Source organism: Pelagibacterium montanilacus (assembly GCF_003992665.1).
Lineage (GTDB): Bacteria > Pseudomonadota > Alphaproteobacteria > Rhizobiales > Devosiaceae > Pelagibacterium > Pelagibacterium montanilacus.
The window spans coordinates 245,071-262,951 of the sequence record NZ_RZMX01000014.1 but is presented as its reverse complement, the minus strand read 5'-3'; the positions used below and the strand labels follow the sequence as shown (position 1 = coordinate 262,951).

At 64.4% G+C, this 17,881-nt stretch carries 17 protein-coding genes; 4 read left to right on the top strand and 13 right to left on the bottom strand.

Annotation, left to right across the window (positions count from 1 at the left end):
- Nucleotides 1-167 precede the first annotated feature (167 nt).
- From EO136_RS06180 to EO136_RS06170, 3 genes are read left to right on the top strand one after another with little or no spacing between them, the layout of a single operon-like run.
- A complete protein-coding gene (locus EO136_RS06180; protein WP_127143584.1) occupies nucleotides 168-1,031 on the top strand; it encodes an FAD binding domain-containing protein in 864 nt (287 codons plus the stop codon).
- Nucleotides 1,028-1,522, top strand: a complete 495-nt coding sequence (locus tag EO136_RS06175) for a (2Fe-2S)-binding protein (protein WP_127143583.1) — start codon at nucleotides 1,028-1,030, stop codon at nucleotides 1,520-1,522. Before EO136_RS06180 ends, EO136_RS06175 begins: the two co-directional genes overlap by 4 nt.
- Nucleotide 1,523: 1 nt before the next feature.
- Nucleotides 1,524-3,866 (top strand): xanthine dehydrogenase family protein molybdopterin-binding subunit, encoded by a 2,343-nt coding sequence (locus EO136_RS06170; RefSeq protein WP_127143582.1) that lies wholly within the window; start codon nucleotides 1,524-1,526, stop codon nucleotides 3,864-3,866.
- 70 nt (nucleotides 3,867-3,936) lie between these two features.
- On the opposite strand, the gene EO136_RS06165 is transcribed toward EO136_RS06170, so the two are convergent.
- From EO136_RS06165 to EO136_RS06145, 5 genes are all read right to left on the bottom strand, one after another.
- Nucleotides 3,937-4,911 carry a 2-hydroxyacid dehydrogenase gene (locus tag EO136_RS06165; RefSeq protein WP_127143581.1) on the bottom strand — a complete coding sequence of 325 codons (975 nt, stop codon included), beginning with the start codon at nucleotides 4,909-4,911 and terminating at the stop codon, nucleotides 3,937-3,939.
- Nucleotides 4,912-5,053: 142 nt separating this feature from the next.
- A complete protein-coding gene (locus EO136_RS06160) occupies nucleotides 5,054-6,334 on the bottom strand; it encodes a TRAP transporter large permease (protein WP_127143580.1) in 1,281 nt (426 codons plus the stop codon).
- Between the two features lie 4 nt (nucleotides 6,335-6,338).
- The gene (locus tag EO136_RS06155; protein WP_127143579.1) at nucleotides 6,339-6,848 is read right to left on the bottom strand and encodes a TRAP transporter small permease; all 510 of its coding nucleotides are present in this window, start codon (nucleotides 6,846-6,848) and stop codon (nucleotides 6,339-6,341) included.
- Between the two features lie 5 nt (nucleotides 6,849-6,853).
- Nucleotides 6,854-7,660: a maleate cis-trans isomerase family protein gene (locus tag EO136_RS06150; protein WP_127143578.1), complete on the bottom strand. Its 807-nt coding sequence runs from the start codon at nucleotides 7,658-7,660 to the stop codon at nucleotides 6,854-6,856.
- Nucleotides 7,653-8,639 (bottom strand): TRAP transporter substrate-binding protein, encoded by a 987-nt coding sequence (locus EO136_RS06145; protein ID WP_127143577.1) that lies wholly within the window; start codon nucleotides 8,637-8,639, stop codon nucleotides 7,653-7,655. Before EO136_RS06145 ends, EO136_RS06150 begins: the two co-directional genes overlap by 8 nt.
- Nucleotides 8,640-8,889: 250 nt before the next feature.
- Between EO136_RS06145 and EO136_RS06140 the strand changes: the two genes are divergently transcribed.
- Complete coding sequence (locus EO136_RS06140; RefSeq protein ID WP_127143576.1) at nucleotides 8,890-9,798, top strand: LysR substrate-binding domain-containing protein; 909 nt, start codon at nucleotides 8,890-8,892, stop codon at nucleotides 9,796-9,798.
- Here EO136_RS06140 and EO136_RS06135 read toward each other — a convergent pair.
- From EO136_RS06135 to EO136_RS06100, 8 genes are all read right to left on the bottom strand, one after another.
- Nucleotides 9,790-10,410 carry a nucleotidyltransferase family protein gene (locus EO136_RS06135; RefSeq protein WP_164730465.1) on the bottom strand — a complete coding sequence of 207 codons (621 nt, stop codon included), beginning with the start codon at nucleotides 10,408-10,410 and terminating at the stop codon, nucleotides 9,790-9,792. The two genes, EO136_RS06140 and EO136_RS06135, sit on opposite strands and share 9 nt — an antisense overlap.
- Nucleotides 10,403-11,329 (bottom strand): XdhC family protein, encoded by a 927-nt coding sequence (locus tag EO136_RS06130; protein ID WP_206513275.1) that lies wholly within the window; start codon nucleotides 11,327-11,329, stop codon nucleotides 10,403-10,405. The genes EO136_RS06135 and EO136_RS06130 overlap by 8 nt, the downstream gene beginning before the upstream one ends.
- A gap of 82 nt (nucleotides 11,330-11,411) precedes the next feature.
- Entirely contained in the window at nucleotides 11,412-12,887 is a 1,476-nt protein-coding gene (locus EO136_RS06125) for a pyridoxal-phosphate dependent enzyme (RefSeq protein ID WP_127143573.1), read from the bottom strand.
- The gene (locus EO136_RS06120) at nucleotides 12,884-14,092 is read right to left on the bottom strand and encodes a diaminopropionate ammonia-lyase (protein WP_127143572.1); all 1,209 of its coding nucleotides are present in this window, start codon (nucleotides 14,090-14,092) and stop codon (nucleotides 12,884-12,886) included. The genes EO136_RS06125 and EO136_RS06120 overlap by 4 nt, the downstream gene beginning before the upstream one ends.
- 203 nt (nucleotides 14,093-14,295) lie before the next feature.
- The gene (locus EO136_RS06115; protein ID WP_127143571.1) at nucleotides 14,296-14,985 is read right to left on the bottom strand and encodes a GntR family transcriptional regulator; all 690 of its coding nucleotides are present in this window, start codon (nucleotides 14,983-14,985) and stop codon (nucleotides 14,296-14,298) included.
- Nucleotides 14,986-15,051: 66 nt separating this feature from the next.
- On the bottom strand, nucleotides 15,052-15,384 hold the full coding sequence (locus tag EO136_RS06110; RefSeq protein ID WP_127143570.1) for a cupin domain-containing protein: 333 nt from the start codon (nucleotides 15,382-15,384) through the stop codon (nucleotides 15,052-15,054).
- A gap of 33 nt (nucleotides 15,385-15,417) precedes the next feature.
- Complete coding sequence (locus EO136_RS06105) at nucleotides 15,418-17,058, bottom strand: thiamine pyrophosphate-binding protein (protein ID WP_164730464.1); 1,641 nt, start codon at nucleotides 17,056-17,058, stop codon at nucleotides 15,418-15,420.
- A 23-nt stretch (nucleotides 17,059-17,081) separates the two neighbouring features.
- Entirely contained in the window at nucleotides 17,082-17,870 is a 789-nt protein-coding gene (locus EO136_RS06100; protein ID WP_127143568.1) for an SDR family oxidoreductase, read from the bottom strand.
- Between the last annotated feature and the right edge of the window lie 11 nt (nucleotides 17,871-17,881).

Here is a 17,881-nt window from a genome sequence, read left to right as displayed (position 1 = left end):
GATAATACGCGTTTCCAGAATTTGTCTACAAAGTTTTTTCTATTGCATACAATGAGGGCCTGACTTACGGTTCAGCCCAAGGGAACGCATGCGCGCAAGGCGCTGCGTGAGGATCAGACGCGCGTCTGCGGGCGCGCCTTAAGCGCAGTATCTTGAGGGAGAACCGGATGCGGCCTTCCGCTTTCGATTATCACAAGGCGTCCACGCTCGACCAAGCGCTGGCGCTGCTCGCTGAGTTCGGGGATGACGGGCGCCCGCTGGCCGGCGGCCAGAGCCTCGTGCCCATGATGAACCTGCGGCTTGCACGCCCCCGCCATCTCGTCGACATCAACGCGCTCCCGCTCGATGCCATCGAGATCCGCGGCGATGCTCTTCATATCGGGGCGCTGGTGCGCCATGAGCGCTATTTCACCGACCCTCTGATTGCCGAGCACTTTCCGGCCTTCCTCGAAGCGGTGCACTGGATCGGCCATCCGACCATTCGCCGACATGGGACAATGGGCGGAAGCGTCTCCCATGCCGACCCGACGGCCGAACTGCCGTCCGTCTGCGTGCTGCACGATGCGCTGATCGTCGCCGCATCGGCATCGGGCGAACGCCGCATCCCCGCCACCGAATTCTTCCTCAATGCCTATGTCACCGCGCTCGAGCCGGGCGAGATGGTCACAGCCGTCGAGTTCCCGCTGCCTTCGGGCCCCACGAGCGGCGCCTTCATGGAGCTCGGAGAACGCGTTGGGGATTTCGCGATCGCCGGCATCGGTGTGGTTCTGGGCCATGACGGAAACACCATCACCAGCGCCCGGATAGTGTGTTCGGGCGCAAGGCTTGTCCCGGTCCGCTCGGCAGACGTCGAGGCCTTCCTTGTCGGCCGGACGCTCGCCGATCCGGGCGCCCAGGAAGCGGGACGTATTTTTTCGGCCGCCATCGATCCGGTGGGCGATCACGCCGCCTCGGCGGCATATCGCAAAGGCCTGATCAAGGAGTTGACCCGGCGCTGCATCGCGCACGCCGCAGGAAAAGCCAGTGCATGACCATGACTGAAACCACCCTCACAGTGAACGGGCAGACCCGTACCCTCGACGTCGAGCCGCGGCGGCTGCTGGCCGACGTGATCCGCCAGGAGTTCGATATCGCCGGCGTGCACATCGGCTGCGCCCACGGCGCCTGCGGATGCTGCACCGTCCATATCGATGGGACACCGCGCCTTTCATGCCTGACCTTCGCGGTCCAGTGCGACGGCAGGGACATAAAGACCGTCGAGAGCCTGGGCGGGTTCGATGCCACCCATGTTCTCCAGCTGGCGTTCAAGAGCGAACACGGTCTGCAGTGCGGCTACTGCACGCCGGGCTTTCTGATGACTCTCGTCCCTTATGTCGAGGAGAACGTCGCCCGGGGCACCCTGCCCAGCGACGAAGATATCCGCGAAGCCATGAGCGGCAATATCTGCCGCTGCACGGGCTATCACGGCATCGTCGCGGCGGTCCGCAAGGCCATCGGTGACCAGATCGGCGGAGGACAGTGAGATGAAGGCTGAGAACCCCCGCCAGATCGGCGCCCGCGTCCAGCGCTTCGAGGACACCCGCCTCCTCTCGGGAGCGGCGCGCTACATCGACGATATCCGCCTGCCCAACACGCTTCACTTGAGCTTCGTGCGCGCGCAGGTCGCCCATGGGCGCATACTCGAGATCGACACCTTCGGGCTCGAGGACATCGGCTATCCCACCTGGGTCTTTACCGGCGAGGACATCGGGAATCTCTCGATGAAGGCGCATCAGGACTACCCGGAAATGCAGTACTCGGAGCAGCCCCTGCTTGCCCGCGACGTGGTCCGCTTCGTCGGCGAACCGGTCGCAGCCGTTCTCGCCGAGGATCCTTATCGGGCCGAAGACGCTGCCGAGCTGGTGTTCGTTGATTACGATCCCCTGCCCGTCGTTGGCACCATGGATCAGGCGCGCGACGCGTCCATCCCGCCCATCTTCGAAGGCTGGAAGAACAGCATGTTCGTCGAGCGCCAGATGAAGGGCGGCGATCTCGAGGCCGCGCGGGCCCAGGCCGCGCACGTCATCCGGCGCACATACCGCAACCAGCGTCAGGCCGGGGTGCCGATGGAGTGCCGCGGGGTGGTCGCGCACTATACCCCCGGCGATCGCATGCTGACCGTCTGGTCCTCCACCCAGATGCCGCATCTGGTCCGCACCTATATCGCCGAGGAGCTCGACCTTCCCGAGGCGCGCATCCGCGTCATCGCACCCGATGTCGGCGGCGGCTTCGGCATCAAGGGCCAGGTGTTCGGTGAAGAGGTTCTCGTCGCGTGGCTGGCGATCAAGACCGGTCGCCCGGTCAAGTGGATCGAGGACCGGCGCGAGCATCTCGTCGCCAGCCTTCACGCCCGCGATCACGAACATACGCTGGAGGCGTACGTCTCGGACGACGGCAGGCTGCTCGGCCTCTGGGCCGATATCAGCGTCGATGTCGGCGCCTATTCGACCTTCCCCTTCACGGCTGCCGGCGATCCCGGCATGGCGGCCAAGGTGATGCCCGGCCCTTACGACTTCCAGGCCTATGAAGCCACGTTCCGGGGCTTTGCAACCAACAAATGTCCGATTGGCACCTATCGCGGCGTTGCGCGGCCATCGGCGGTCTTTTCCCAGGAGCGGCTGATGGACGACATCGCCCGGGAAATAGGCATGGACCCCATCGCCTTCCGGCTCAGGAACGTCATTCGCGAGTTCCCCTACAAGAACGTCCTCGGCTTCACCTACGACCCGGGCTCGTACGCGGAATCGCTCGAAAAGATCCGGGACGTTCTGGCCGACGATATCGCGGCGGCAGAAGCGTCCAAAAGCTCGGCAACGACCAGAACCGGCGTCGGCATCGCCTGCTTCGTTGAGCAGACCGCCCACGGAACCCCTGACTTCACCCGCCGTCGCGTGCCCATCGAGACCGGCTACATTTCAGCCCGGGTGGAGATGCAACCCGATGGAACGGTGGTGATCGGGCTGGGCCTGCAAAGCCACGGCCAGGGGCTGGAGACCACGATGGCCCAGGTCGCCGCCGATGCGCTGGGCGTCCTGCCCGAGACCATCTTCGTGCGCCACGGCGACACCCTCACCTCACCCTATTCCATGGGCACGTGGGGCAGCCGCGGCGGCCCTCTGGGCGGCGGTGCCGTCCACATGGCGTCGATGCAGATCGCCGAAAAGCTCAAGGTCCTCGCCGCCCACGAAATGCAGGCGGACAAGGACGCGATCACGCTCTATGGCGGTCGCGCCTATGTGACGGACAATCCTGACCGGTTCGTCGAGATCAGGACGCTGGCGCGCCATGCGCTGCGTAATGTCGAGAACCTGCCCGAAGGCATGATCCCCGGCCTTGAAGCCGAATTCAGCCTCGATGGTCCCAGGGACGGCACCTATGCCAACGCCGTCCACGCGGCGGTGGTCGAGATCGACGTGCCGACCGGCAAGATGAAGCTCAAGCGCTTCGTGGTGGTCGAAGACTGCGGCACCATCCTCAACCCGCTTGTCGTTGACGGACAGGTGCGCGGGGGCGTGGTACAGGGTATCGGCTCGGCGCTCTTCGAACACTTCGTCTACGACGCCGAATGCCAGCCGCTGACCACGAGCTTTGCCGATTACCTCATGCCGCAGGCGCCCGAAATCCCCGATATCGAGGTGCACCACATCGAGACCCCGACCCCCCTCACGCCGCTCGGCGCCAAGGGCCTGGGCGAAGGCGGTGCCATCGGGCCGGCGGCGGCCATCGCCAATGCCGTCTCCAACGCTCTCGATGTGGAGGTGAGCGAAACCCCGCTCAAGGCCAGTGCCATCTGGCACCTCTCGGCGCATCTGCGGGGCGAAGCCTAACGATCGCCTGAGCGCGCAAAGAAGGGGGCTTGCCGCAAGGGCAGCCCCCGGTTGCCGCGGTCGATTCAGCTTAGAACCCGGCCTTGGGATTGACCTGATGGAGCGGGGACTGCCCGGCGCTGATCCGGCGGATGCTCTCGGCGACGTCCCGCGCCGCCGATTCCGGCACGGTGATGCTGGCCAGGTGCGGGGTGATGTAGACATTCTCCATCGCCCAGAACGGATGTTCGGACGGCAGGGGCTCAGTGCAGAACACGTCGAGCGTCGCCGCCCCGACCTGCCCCGATTGCAGCGCCGCCAGCAGCGCGTCCTCGTCGACAACTTCGCCGCGCGAAGCATTGACGAACTTGGTCCCGGGCGAGAGCGCATCAAAGACGCTCGCATCGATCATCCCGCGCGTGCCGGCGGTGAGCGGCATCATGTTGACCAGAATGTCGAGGTCGCCCAGAAACGCTCCCCACTTGGCCGGATCGGTTTCGACCGTGACGCCAGGCAGCTCCTTGGGGCTCATGTCCCACCCCCGGACATCGAACCCGGTATCGGCAAGCCCCTGCGCCGCAGCCGAGCCCAGCGCGCCCAGGCCCAGGACCCCGACCCGGACCTTGTCGAGCGGCGTGGGGTGGATGTAATGCCACTCGCGACGGCGCTGCGCCGCCTCGAAATCGTCCATGTCGCGCGCATATCGGATGACCGAGAACAGCACGTAGCTCCGCATCAGCGCGACCATGCCGGGATCGGACAGCCGGCAGATCGGCACATCCGGCAAATCGTCCCGGCCGGTCAGCGAGTCCACCCCTGCCCCGAGATTGACCACCAGCTCGATATTGCGGAACGGCTCAAAAAAGCCCGAGGGCGGACGCCAGGCCAGCGCATAGGCCACGCTGTCAGGGTCACCCACGTCGGGATAGACGCGGAAGTCGAGATCGGGCAGCTCTGCCAGAAGGGCCTCGCGCCACTCCGTGGGGTCGTCGAATTCCGAGTAGAACACCAGCGACTTGGTCTGCTGGCCGAGGCCGATATCGGATGTCTGGGCTAATGAGGACATGGGATACACCTGAGCATGTATTGGGTTGATTCGGTCCGACGCAGGGGTGCGCCCAAGGCGCGCCTCCCGCCGCCGGACCGGGTTTCGGTTTTGGCTGCCGGCCAGAAAATCCGGCCGGCAATGGTGACGATTGGAGGTCGGGCTACATCAGAACGCTGGGCAGCCATGTCGACAGCCCGGGAAACAGCACCAGAACGATCAGGAACAGGACAAGACTGATCAGGAATGGGGTGTTGGCCCTGAGCGTGTCCATGACGTCCACCTTGCCTATTCGCGCCGCGACGATCAGCGCCAGCGCCACGGGCGGCGTCACCTGCCCGATCACGACGGTGACGATGATCAGGACCCCGAAGTGGAGCAGATCGACGTCGAGCGCCAGCAGCGTCGGCAACAGCACGGGCATGATCATCGGGATCAATGGATCAAGAATCATCCCGGCGATCAGCGCGATCAGCAGCAGGATCAGGATCTGCGGCACCACCGTGTCGAACGGGAACAGCGTCTGCAGAGACTCCGCGAGCATAACCGGCACCCGCGCCTCCGAGAGCGCCCAGCCGAGCGCGACCGAAAAGCCCACCACCAGCATCACCTCGCCGGTGAGGATCGCCGCATTGACCAGCACCTCGCGCAACCGCTCGAAACTCAGGCTCCGATAGACCACCATGGAGAGAAAGAGCGCATAGGCAACCGCGAACGCTCCCGCTTCCGTGGGGGTAAACAGGCCTATGACCAGGCCCCCGAGAACGAGGACCGGCAGGCCCATCGGCAGGATTGCCCGCCGACCGGTGCGCACAAGCTCGCTCCAGGCAAAGCTCTGCATGGGCTTCCATCCGTGACGGCGCGCAAGGATGCCGACCACGCCCATCAGAACCGCGGCCATCAGCAGCCCGGGCAGGATGCCCGCCAGAAACAGCGCTCCGAGCGAGGTGCCAGTCACCGCCGAATAAAGGATCATCGGGGAGCTGGGCGGCACCAGAACACCGATACCGGAGGATGTCGCCGTCAGCGCCGCCGAAGTGGGCCCGGGATATCCGGCCTCCTTCATCTTGGGGATGATCACCGACCCGGTCCCGGCCAGATCGGCCACCGAGGTGCCGATCATCCCGCCGAACATCACGCTGACAGCGACGTTCACATGCGCCAGCCCGCCCCGCATCCAGCCCACCATGGCGCCCGCGAACTGGAACAGCCGGTCCGCGATGCCGCTCGTGTTCATGATGCCACCGGCCAGGATGAATAGCGGCAGGGTGATCAGGATGTAGTCGTTGACCCCGTTGAGCACCTGCTGGGGTAGAGCGAGCGACCAGCCCCCGCTGATCAGCATGAAGGCCACGATCGAAGTGGCGAGGGCGATAATGATGGGCATGCCCAGCACAGCGAGCGTGCAGAGCAGGACGATCATGAAGAGAGCGATCCACAGCATGATCTCACCCGCGCCTGAAGAGGGAAATGAGCAACGTCGCCGAAAGCCCTGCCAGCGCGAAGAAAATGGCGCTGATCATGATGCTTTTTGGTAGCCGCAGGATAGACGAGCGGTCACCTCCGAACAGGTCCAGATACTGCCAGGTCAGCCACGCGCAATAGGCAAGGACGACCGCGCCGACAACCGTGCAGAAGATCGTCACGAGGCGCAGGGTCGGCGCCTTGAGGCGGACCGAAAGGATGTCGCAGCAGATCAGGATCTGTCTGATCCCGGCCAGCACCACGCCCACGGCGACCAGCCAGACGAGAATGTTGGACACCACCTCTTCGGTCCAGGGAAGCGGACGCGAAAAGGTGTATCGGCTAAAGGCGTTGGCAAAGACGAGGATTGCCATCGCTCCCATCAGGATCATCGCCGCCGTTTCGAGGATCCACTGAACTGCCCGCGAGAGCCGACTGACCAGCGTGGGTGGCGGCGAACTGCCGGGCGGCACGGACATGCCGAGTGAGGTCATAGCGATTATCCTGTGGCTTGCTCGGCCAGGCGCCGGGCGAACAGCCGCCCATAGCCCGGCTTGGCGCCGTTGACGTCGAGGATCTCGAGGCAGTGCCAGAACGAGGCCTGGACTGCCGAAACGACAGGTTTGCCGAGCTTCTGTTCGAGCGCATCGATCACCCCTGCCGACCAGAAATTGGTGCAGGAGATGAAGATGGCACTGGCGTCGGAATGGTCGACCGAACAGACCAGATCATAAACCTTCTGCGGCGGCACTTCGGCCAGCGCCTGGTCGGTATCGATCCCGAGATTGTCCGAGGAGACCACCTCATGGCCGTTCTCCTCGAGGAAACGGATCGCGCGCTGGTGGACCCCGTCAACATAAGGGGTGGCGAGCGCCACCTTCCCGGCTTTGACTTCGGCGAGCGCCGCAAGCGTTGCCGTCGAGGCGGTGGTGACCTTGGGCCCGGGAGCCCAGCCCTGCAACTTCTTGATCAGGGCCTTGTCGTAGGCCGTGCCATGTAGGAACGAGGCGCTGGTGCCGCCGAAACACAAGACATCGATCGGTGCCGAGGCCAGATGCCGCGCAGCCTGCTCGAGCTCTGGCGCCGTCATCATCTCCTCGATGCCCTCGACGGTCACCTTGGGAAGCTTGATGCGGGCTGTGTGGGTGGCGACCCCCTCGGCGGCCATGGCCCACATCTCGGACTCCATGACGATGCTCGATGCCATGAAGATCAGGCCGATGCGTGCCTTGGTGCCGTTGCCGTCGTAGCGGAAATGAGGGGCGGCAGGACTTTCGTCCTGCCGCTGGATTGCCCGGTTATTCATTGATGATCTCGAGCACGCTATCCATGAACTCCTGGGAGACGACCGCCGCGATCTCATCGTAGATCGGCTCGGACGCTGCCTGGAAGGACGCGAGATCCGGAGTGTTCACCTCGACACCGGCTTCTTCAAAGAAGGCCACCAGCCGGGCATCCTGTTCGTCGGAAAGCTCACGCGTGGCAATTGCTGCGGTCTCGGCGGCTTCGGCCACAGCCTGCTTGAGTTCGTCGGACAGCGCGTCGTAGGCGCCCCCGTTCATGGCGAGCGTGATCGGCGTATAAACGTGGTTGGTCAGGGTGATGTAGTCCTGAACCTCGTGGAACGAGAATTCCTCGATGACCGACATCGGGTTCTCCTGTCCATCGAGCGCACCCTGACGCAGCGCGACATAGACGTCGCCCAGAGACATCGGGGTTGGCGCGGCACCGAGCGTCGTGAACGCCATGATGCGCGTCGGGCTGCCCGGGGTCCGCAGCTTGAGGTTGGCCAGATCCTCGGGCGTGTTGATCGGGCGCACATTGTTGGAGATCACGCGGAAGCCCAGTTCGCCGAAGGCCAGAACCTCGAGCCCTGCCTCTTCGCGCAGCGACGTCTTGAGCAGATCGCCCAGTTCGCCATCCAGCGCGTCGCGGGCCTGTTGCTTGGTGCCGAACAGGAACGGGGCGTCAAAGATCGAGAAGTGCGTGTCGAGGTCGACGATATCGGACCCGATCGGCACGACCTGGGCCTGATTGGCCCGGATCATTTCCATGAGCGCGATTTCGTCGCCCAGGCTGCCGCCATCGAAGAACTCGAGCGAGACGTCGTCGCCCGCCGCGGCCTCGAGCTCGTCACGGAATGTGGCGAGCATCACGTTGGTCGGATCGCCCGAGGTCGTTTCCACGGCGAGCCGAAGCGAAGTCTGCGCAAAGGCGCCACCGGCCAGAGAGCCGACGACAACTGCTGTCGCGCATGAGAGTTTGAGTGCGTTGATTAAACCCATGAGATGTTCCCTTCCTCGATAAAGTTCGATGAAGACCACATCGGCGGGATACGTGATGCCAGGAAAGTACCACCTGCGAACCTCCATTGCGGCCCCCCACAGGCCTTGAAGATTCCGGTGTGCAGACGCTGTCTGCCGTTCCGTCCTGGCGGGAAACCTCCCCCCGAGGCGATCATCACAATGACGAGGTTGTCGCAATAGCCAGCATTAGTAAAATAGTATTATCTGTGCTTTTGCTTTGGAAAAACTGATGCCGATTTCCCTCCGTTCGCTGCGCTATATCGTGTCTGCCGCCGACCTGGGTACCGTGACCGCCGCGGCCCGGAAACTCGGCATTTCCCAGCCCGCCATCTCTGGCGCCATCTCGGAAATGGAGGCGCAACTGGGCACCCAGATATTCATCCGCCACCACGCCCGCGGCATCACGCTGACCGCCGCCGGCGCGCGTTTCGTGCACGAGGCGCGCCAGCTTCTCAAGCACGCCGCGGACTTCGAGAAATCGGCAGCGACGATGGGCACCAGCATCGCAGGCGAAATCACTGTGGGCTGCTTCGGCACCCTCGCGACCCGGTATATGCCATCCCTGCTGTCGGCCTTCGCGCACCACCACCCCACAATCACCGTCCGCCTCGAGGAGGGCAACCAGCAGGAGATCGTCGAAGGACTGCTCTCGGGCCGCATGGAAATCGCCATCGCCTATGCTTATGCACTGCCGCCCGAGATCACTGGCGACACGCTCGTGGAGCTGCCGCCTTATCTTCTGGTCGGCGCCGGGCACTCGCTCGCCGGTCAAAGGCGTATAAGCCTTAAGCAGGTGGCCAACGAGCCCTTCATCCTGCTCGACCTGCCCCACTCGCGGGAATACTTCATGAACCTGTTCAGCATCTGCGGGGTCGAGCCGGTGGTGTTCTACCGCTCCAAATCCTACGAACTGATCCGCGGGCTGGTCGGCCATGGACGCGGGTACACGATCCATAACGCCCTGCCCGGCACCTCGATCACCTATGACGGGAGCCTCGTCGCCGCGCGTCCGATCGTGGAAAAGCTCCCCTCGGTGCGGGTCACCAGCCTCCGGCTCCGCAACCAGATCATGCGGCCCGCGGTCAAAGCATTCGCCGAATTCCTTCCCGGCGCCTTCGCCCCGGGCGGACTATTCTGAACCCTCGAGGGTGAACGCCTGCGCGGCCTGCAGCGCCTCCTGCGTGTCGATGTCGATGAGCACACCGGGGTTATCCACGTGCACGTCGAGCACCGCGTCGCCCTCTTCACGAAGAATGCCCGCTGCGCCCCGGTCACCGGTCAGCCTGCCGAGAGCCGCGAAATGTTTTCTGTCAAAGAGCACCGGATGCCCCCGCCGGCGCTCATGGGTCGGCACGGCGATGGTTCTGTCGGGCGCGGCACTCAGCGCGCCCTGCAACCGGACATAATCCTCCGCCCGCACGAACGGCATGTCCGCGAGGGCGATGAACGCCCGGGCCCCCAGACCCGGACGGCTGAACGCCATGGCGATGGCAGCGCCCAGCCCGGCTTCAGGATCGGGGTTGTGGACGATCTCGAACCCGAAATCCTGCGCCGCCGCCAGAACCTCGAAAGGCGTTGGCGGAGAGCACACCACCCGCACGAGGTCCAGCCGGGAAGCGGCGAGCGCATCGAGCGCCCACACGCCCACCGGACGGTCCTGCAGAGCGGCGGCCAGCTTGTGGCCGGCACTGAACCGGGACGAGAGCCCCGACGCCAGAAGAACCGCCGAGCTGCCCTCCGCGTCAGCCATTGTCGGCCAGCTTGCCATGATGGGCCGCGATGATCTCGGCGAGGATCGAGATCGCGATCTCGGGCGGGGACTTGGCGCCGATATCGAGCCCCACGGGCCCACGCACCCGCGCGATGTCCTCCGCGCTCACCCCGATCTGGCTCATGATCTCGACCCGGCGTGCATGGGTCCTGCGGCTGCCCAGTGCGCCGACATAGAAGCACTCGGACGCCAGCAGGCGCTTGAGAATCGGGGGCTCCCAGTCGTGGTCGTGGAACAGCAGCACCCCTGCGGTCCGGAAATCGAGGTCCTCGGCGGAAAAGCTGTCGGGCATGGACAGGTGCACGCGTTGGCTGGCCGTTGACGCGAGCGCATCGAGCAGCGCCTCGTCCGAGGATTGCACCCGAACGTCCCAGTCCAGCCCCGACGCAAGATGCACGAGACTGGTCACCACGGGCCCCCGGCCAATGACGACAAGGCGCGGAACGGGCAGGAAGGGACGCGCGAAGAGGCTCCCTTCCGGGTCGAACCCGCAGTCTGCGCTGCCGGGCTTCAGCTCTGTCTCGCCGGTCGAAACGTTCTGGATCAGCGTCGTGGGCGCGCGCTGGACGACCGCCGTGTCCAGCGCTTCGATCGTTGCCCGGCTCACCGACACGTTGATGTAGATTTCTATCCCCGAGCCGCATGGGAGGCGGACGTCGAAATAGGGAGAGCCTTCTCCGTAGCGGACCCGGCGATCCCGCCCCTCGTCCATCGCTTGGACCGCCTCTGCGACAATGGCCGCCTCAGCGCAGCCGCCGGTGATGTTGCCCACGGCCGTGCCATCCTCGCACACGGCCATCTGGCTGCCGAGCGGCCGGGGCGAGGAGCCGTCAATAGCGACGAGCGTGACCAGAGCCGTGCTTTTGCCTGCCCTCATGAACTCGAGCAGCGCAGGCAAGACGTAGTCCGCAAAAACGGGCCCGCCGGGTTGCTGGCCCACGCCTTGCGGAGCGCATGAAATCGGTCGCGAATCGGGCAGCTCAGCCCGCCCTGTTGAAAGCATCGATCATTTCGTCCCAAACCGGAACATACGCCATCAGACCATCCCAGAACGACTGATGGCGCCGACGGTCGAAGAGCTCGAGCGGCGTGCCCTGCTGTTCCACCCAGGTATAATAGCCGAGATTGAAAATCCGTTCCCGCCCGATCCGGTCCAGCTCCTCGACATTGTCGGTCGCGATCCCGCCGATATGTCTGCCGAAGGCCTCCGCGGCATCGAGCGCCGCAAATCCACCCGGATACGCGCTCGACAGCGTCTTGTCATATTGCGAGCCGTACATCGCCGCCGAGTCCGTGGCCACGGTCAACAGCGCGTCGTCCTCGCCGAGGTCGAGATATTTCGCCAGCTTGATCGCAGCCACGATGTTGGCGAGGCCCGAAAGCCCGAAATGATGAAGTTCTGAAAGAAGCTCTTCCGAAAAACCCTTGTTATCGCGAAGATATTGTTTCCCACTTTCGGAGTTGAACAGCACGTTGAGCGTGTCGGACGCCTGGTCGGAAACCCCGATCACGTAATCGGTGTTGAGCGCGTTGTGGATCAGCGGCATGTGCTTGTCGCCGATGCCCTGGATGTTGTGCTCACCATAGCCGTTGCGCAGCATGGTCGGACACTCCAGCGACTCCACAGCGGCGATCTGGCTACCCAGCGCCTGCTTGAGATGGTCGCCCGCCGCAAGTGTCCCCGCGGACCCCGAAGCACAGACGAACGCGCGGGCGCGCAGAGCGCTCTCGCCCTTGACCGCGTTGAAAGCGGCCTCGAAGGCAGGCCCGGTCACGGCGCGGTGGATGACGTAGTTTCCGAATTCGCTGAACTGGTTGAGGATGACGTTCTGGCTGTCCTTTTCCAGTTCCGCGCACGCGTCGTAGATTTCCTTGAGATTGCTCTCGCTACCCGGCGTGCGCACGATATCGGAAGGGTCGCGCACCCAGGATTCCAGCCAGCCGAATCGCTCGGCGCTCATGCCCTCGGGCAGCACGGCGACGCTGCGGCAGCCCAGGATGGTCGAGATCGCCACCCCGCCGCGGCAGTAATTGCCCGTCGAGGGCCACACGGCGCGCTGGGTCGCGGGATCGAATTGGCCGGTCAGCAGCCGCGGGATCAGGCAACCATAGGCGGCCAGCACCTTGTGTGCGCCGATCATCGGGAACCTGTCGCCAATCAGAACGATGATCTTGGCCTTGGTGCCCGTCAGCTCGGGAGGCAGCACCACATGGGCCGGCACGCCGCCCTGCCCGGCCCTGCCCTCGTCATTGTGCCAGTGGATACGGAAGAGGTTGAGCGGATCGGCGGAATCCGGATCGACATCGCTCAGCCTCTCGGTCACCCCGGCTTCGATCGTCTCGGGGTTTGCCAACTCGGATATCCGGGGCAGACGCACGCCATTGTCGTGGAGCGCCTTGCGCGCGCTGTCGTAGGCGGCCTCGTTGACGACTGTGCTCTGGAAAATATCGGTCATGCGTGCGCCTCCGGCTGCGAAAACGGCTGACCCTCGATCAGCGATTTGTAAAGTTCGGGGTCCGTAGCCCCTTCGGTTCCAAGCAACAGGATGCGCGCAGATGGCCCGAGCCCCAGCGTCTCTCTTGCCTTTGAGTCTGCCATGACCGCCATCAATCCGCCGAGTCCCGAGCCGCCCGACTCCCCGATTTCGAGGGGCCTGTCGGACCCGATCGGTTTCGCCAGAAGCCGCATGGCCTCGATCGCGTGGTCGTCCGGGATCGCAACGTAGTAGTCGGCAGATTTTTCGAGAATGCCCCAGGCGACAAGCGACGGCTCATAGCACTCGAGCATCGCCATCACCGTGGAGCGCCCCGGCTCCATGGACACCCGCTCATTGGCCTGTGCGCTCAGCTGCAGGCAGTTGGCAAGATCCGGTTCGACCACGACCACCTTCGGGCGGTCCTTGCCCATCCGATCGAGGAAATAGCCCGCCACCACGGCCGCAAGGCCACCCACGCCGCCCTGGACGAAGATGTGGGTGAAAGGCGCTTCGGACTGGGCGAAGATTTCGTCGAGCATGAGCGTATAGCCCTGCATGACCAGACCGGGAATTTCCTCATAGCCCGGCCAGGAAAAGTCCGAGACCGTCGTCCATCCCTCGCGCTCGGCCGTTTCGGTTGCTTCGGCGACCGACTGGTCGTAATTGCCGTCCGTGCGCCGGATTTCCGCGCCAAAGCCGGCAATGGCGCGCTCGCGGCCCGCGCTCACCCCCGCATGGAGAAAGATCACGCAGCGGCAGCCGAACATCTGGGCCCCCGCAGCCACCGAACGTCCGTGATTGCCGTCCGTCGCGCAACTGACGGTCATCTCGGAGGCCAGCGCCTTGCACTCGTCCCCGAGCATTTCCGCCGGATCGACCGCGCGGCCCAGCCGATCCTCCAAAAACCGGTGCACCAGCCGCGCCACGGCATAGGCGCCGCCCAGCGCCTTGAAACTGCACAGGCCGTAGCGCGGGCTTTCATCCTTGATGGCGATCTGCCCGACCCCGAGCGATGCGGCCAGGTCGGGCAACTCCACGAGCGGGGTCGGCGCATAGGCGGGAAACGCCCCGAGATAGCGCCGGACCTCCTCTGGCGCCTGCACACCCACGACCTTTTTCTGGGTGGCATCGAGCGTCTCGTCGAGGTGACCCGATCTGTTGGCGGTCAACTTCAGGGCGGTCATCAATCTAGTCCTCCGGGCAAGTGCGCTCCGAGGAAAAAGTGCACACACTTTTCCGGGCCGGGAGCGCGATAAATCAGAGGCTTGGAGCCAGCGTTCCGATCCCTCGGAACAGGCAAAGCTCGAAAGCCCAGGCGCGCGCGTGCTGGCGCAGCGGCGCCGCGTTGTTCACATCAGCTCAACTCCGGTCGACCCGGAGCGTTTGCCTAACCGTTGATTTTGGCTTCCAGAGCGATCAGCACGTCGGTGGCCGAGCCCGCGAGCAGGTCCACATGGGCCCGCATGAGCTTGTGCGCCGCTTCCTCGTCACCCCGCTCGATCGCCTCGACGATCCGGAAATGCTCCTCGACCGAATTGGACATCCGGCGGGGCTGGAAGGTCATGTGCCAGCGATAGGCGCGAAGCCGTTTGGCCAGCTTGGCATTCTCTTCCATCAGAAAGCTGTTCTGCGCACCGCGTTCGATAGCATCGTGGAACTCGGTGTTGGCCGCAAAGAACTGCACATGCTCGTCGCGGTCCGCATAGCGCTCGCAGGCCTCGTTGAGCTGCCGCAGTTCCTTGACCTTGCTGCGGGACATCCGCCGCGCACAAAGACGCGCCGCAAGACCCTGCATCTCGGCCAGAACCTGAAACATTTCCACGAGCTCCCCGGTGGTCAGCGAGCGAACCATCGCTCCCTGATTGCGCCGGATTTCCACGAGCCCGCTGGACGCCAGATGCCTCAGGGCTTCCCGGACCGGGGTGCGTGACACACTGAACCGTCGGGCAAGGGCCTGTTCGTCCAACCGGTCACCGGGCCGCAACGCGCCGCTCAGGATATCGTCCTCGAGAACCCGAATGAGGTTCGACGACGAGGCGCCATGTGCCTGGGGTTCAGTTGCAACGTCTGAGGCCATAAGTGCTCTCCGGAAATACGCGGATGACTTTATCTATTGCCGCGTCACCGTCGCGTCAATTTAGCCTCACTGCTTTACTGAAATGACCAGACTTACACACTCCTCTTCCTGCTCATTGATCGTGTAATGGGGATCAAGGGGCTCGAAAACCACGGCCTGCCCCGCGCTCAGGGTGAAGCGTTCCTTGCCGGTGTCGAAGGTCAGCGCACCCTCCACGACGTAAAAGACCTGGGTCATGTCGTCATGGTGGTGCATCTCGCCCCCGCCACCCTTGGGTGCCTTGGAGACCTGCACGGCAAAATTGCTGCCGGCGAACGGCACGATATCGAGCACGTTCAGACCGCCGAAATGGTTGGGCGGGGTGATGCCGGTCTTATTACCGTCCTTGAAGATTTTCATAGCACAATCCGTTTCTTGTCAGAAATTGCTCACTTAGGAGATGTACGCCATGTAGGGGCTGAGCACCGAGCGAACGGGCACCTGCACGATGGCCGGCTTGCCCGAAGCGACCGCGTCCTTCATGGCCGCATCGATCTCTTGTGCCGTGGTCGCGACATAGCCCTTGCCCCCGAGCCCCTCGGCCACCTTCGCCCAGTCGCGGCGCGGCAGTTTCATCTCGTAGGTCTCGCCGTACTTCATCTCCTGCGGCAGGGCGATGGCTGCCCACATCTGGTCGTCGAGGACCACGATGGTGAACGCACGCCCATAGCGCTCGGCGGTGTCGAGTTCGGTCACGTGGTATCCCACGCCCCCGTCGCCGACGAAAACCACCACCGGTGATTCGGGATCTTCGAAATTGGCGCCGGCGCCATAGGGCACCTCCGCGCCCAGCGTGCCCGACTGCCCCGCGCGCAGATAGCGGCCACGGCCCGGCACCTTGAGCCGCGCATCGGCCCAGAAATCGATATTGCCGTGGGACGTGACGAAGATCGCGTCATCGGGCATTGCAGCGCGCACGGCGTCCACGGCATTGACCGGATGCAGCCCGCTCTCGTCGTCCTCGCCCTTCTGGCCATCGAATTCGACGTGCCATTCGGCGATCACGCCCTCGATCCAGTCCTTGTCGAGTTCACCGGTATCGGCCCCGGCCAGCGCCTCGACGAAAGCCGAGGCCGTCGACGCGATGGCGAGGCTCGCCCGGCGGTTCCGGTGCAGCACCTCCTGATCGGGCGCGATCTGCACGATCTCGGTGCCATCGGGAATCGTCGAACCGAATTCCAGATCGAACTCGAAGTGATGCCCGAGCAGAATGACCAGATCGGATTCCTTGAGGGCCCGGCGCAGGGCACCGTTGCAAGGGGTATAGCCCGGCCCGGCGCAGAGCGCGTGGCGCTCGTCGATGATGCCGCGCGCCAGTCGCAGGGTGAAGAACGGCAGCCCATGCTTTTCGACGGCGCCCTGCAGCTTCTCGCTCGGATCGTAGAACGTATCGTCGCCCAGAAGCAGGATGGGGCGCTTGGCTGCCGCAAACCGTGCGAGGAACGCGGCCCGCTCCTCTGCACCAAGGCCCGGCTTGCCCGGCATCACCGGCGCCTGTGCCGCGATAGTATCGGGCTCAGCGTCGATAGGCGCATGCAGCACATCGGTGGGCACTTCGAGGAAAACCGGCCCCGGCCGTCCGGCCCACATCTTGCGCCAGGCCATGTCGAGATATTCCGGCAGGCGTGCGGGATCGGTGCAGCGCGCGGCCCATTTGGTCACGCTGCGCATGGTCGGCAGCACCTCGAACGACATGCCTGCGCCCTTGTCGGACGAGGCGGTCGCCGATTGCGCGCCGATGATGAGCAGCGGTGTGCCCCCGAGATTGGCGACCAGCGCCGGGGTCACCGCATTGCCGACCCCCGGCCCGAGCGTCACCACGAGAGCGGCGGGCTTGCCTGACACCCGGCCCGCAGCCTCGGCCATGTAACCGGCAGCGGATTCATGGCGGGTATGGACCAGTTGCAGTCCCTGATGCGCGCAGGCGCGATAGATCGCGTTGATGGGCCCGCCCGAAACCGAATAGACGTTCTTGATGCCGGCGTTCTTGAGCCACTTGACGATCGCAGCGCCACCGTCGAACTGATTTGTCATGGTCTTTTCCATAGGTTAGGCGGTCAATAGGCCCGCGACTTGCCACCATCGAGCGCGATGGCCGTTCCGGTCACAAAGCCCGCACGTTCGGAGGAAAGCAGAGCCACGAAGGCGCCGAAGTCCGCGGGGTCGCCGAACTTGCCCACCGGCACTTCGTTCAGCCACAGTTTCTCTGCATCCGCGCGGCTCAGCCCCTGCTGCTCCACGCTGGAATTGACGAGATATTCCATGCGGTCCGTCGCAAACGGGCCTGGGCAAAGGCAGTTGACCATGATCCCTTCATGGGCGAACTCGATCGACAGCGACTTGGCCATGCCAACGACGGCAAGCCGGATGGAATCCGAGAGCACCATATTGGGCTGGACGATCTTCACGCCCACGGTCGTGATGTAGACGATCCGGCCCCACTGGCTCTCGCGCATATAGGGCAGCACCGCGTGCGTCAGGTCGACCAGCGGCAAAAGGCTTTCGCCCAGCGCTGCTTCCCAGCCCTCGCGCTTGACGCCGAGGAACGGCGCGGCTTCCGGCCCGCCGGTATTGCCCACGAAGATATCCAGCCCGCCAAGCTTTTCTGCAGCCTGATCGACGCCCGACGCCAGCGTATCGCGGTCGGCCAGGTCGATGTGCACCACGTCCGCCTGCTCCGCACCCGCATCGCGCAGCTCATCGAGGAAGCCGCGGGCGGCCTCGGGATTGCGCGCGGCAACCGCGATTCGTGCGCCCTCGCCTGCCAGGGCCAGAGCGGATGCACGCCCCAACCCGCGCGAGGCGGCCGTGATCAAGGCGCGCTTGCCTTTGAGACCCAGCTCCATTCGATCCTCCA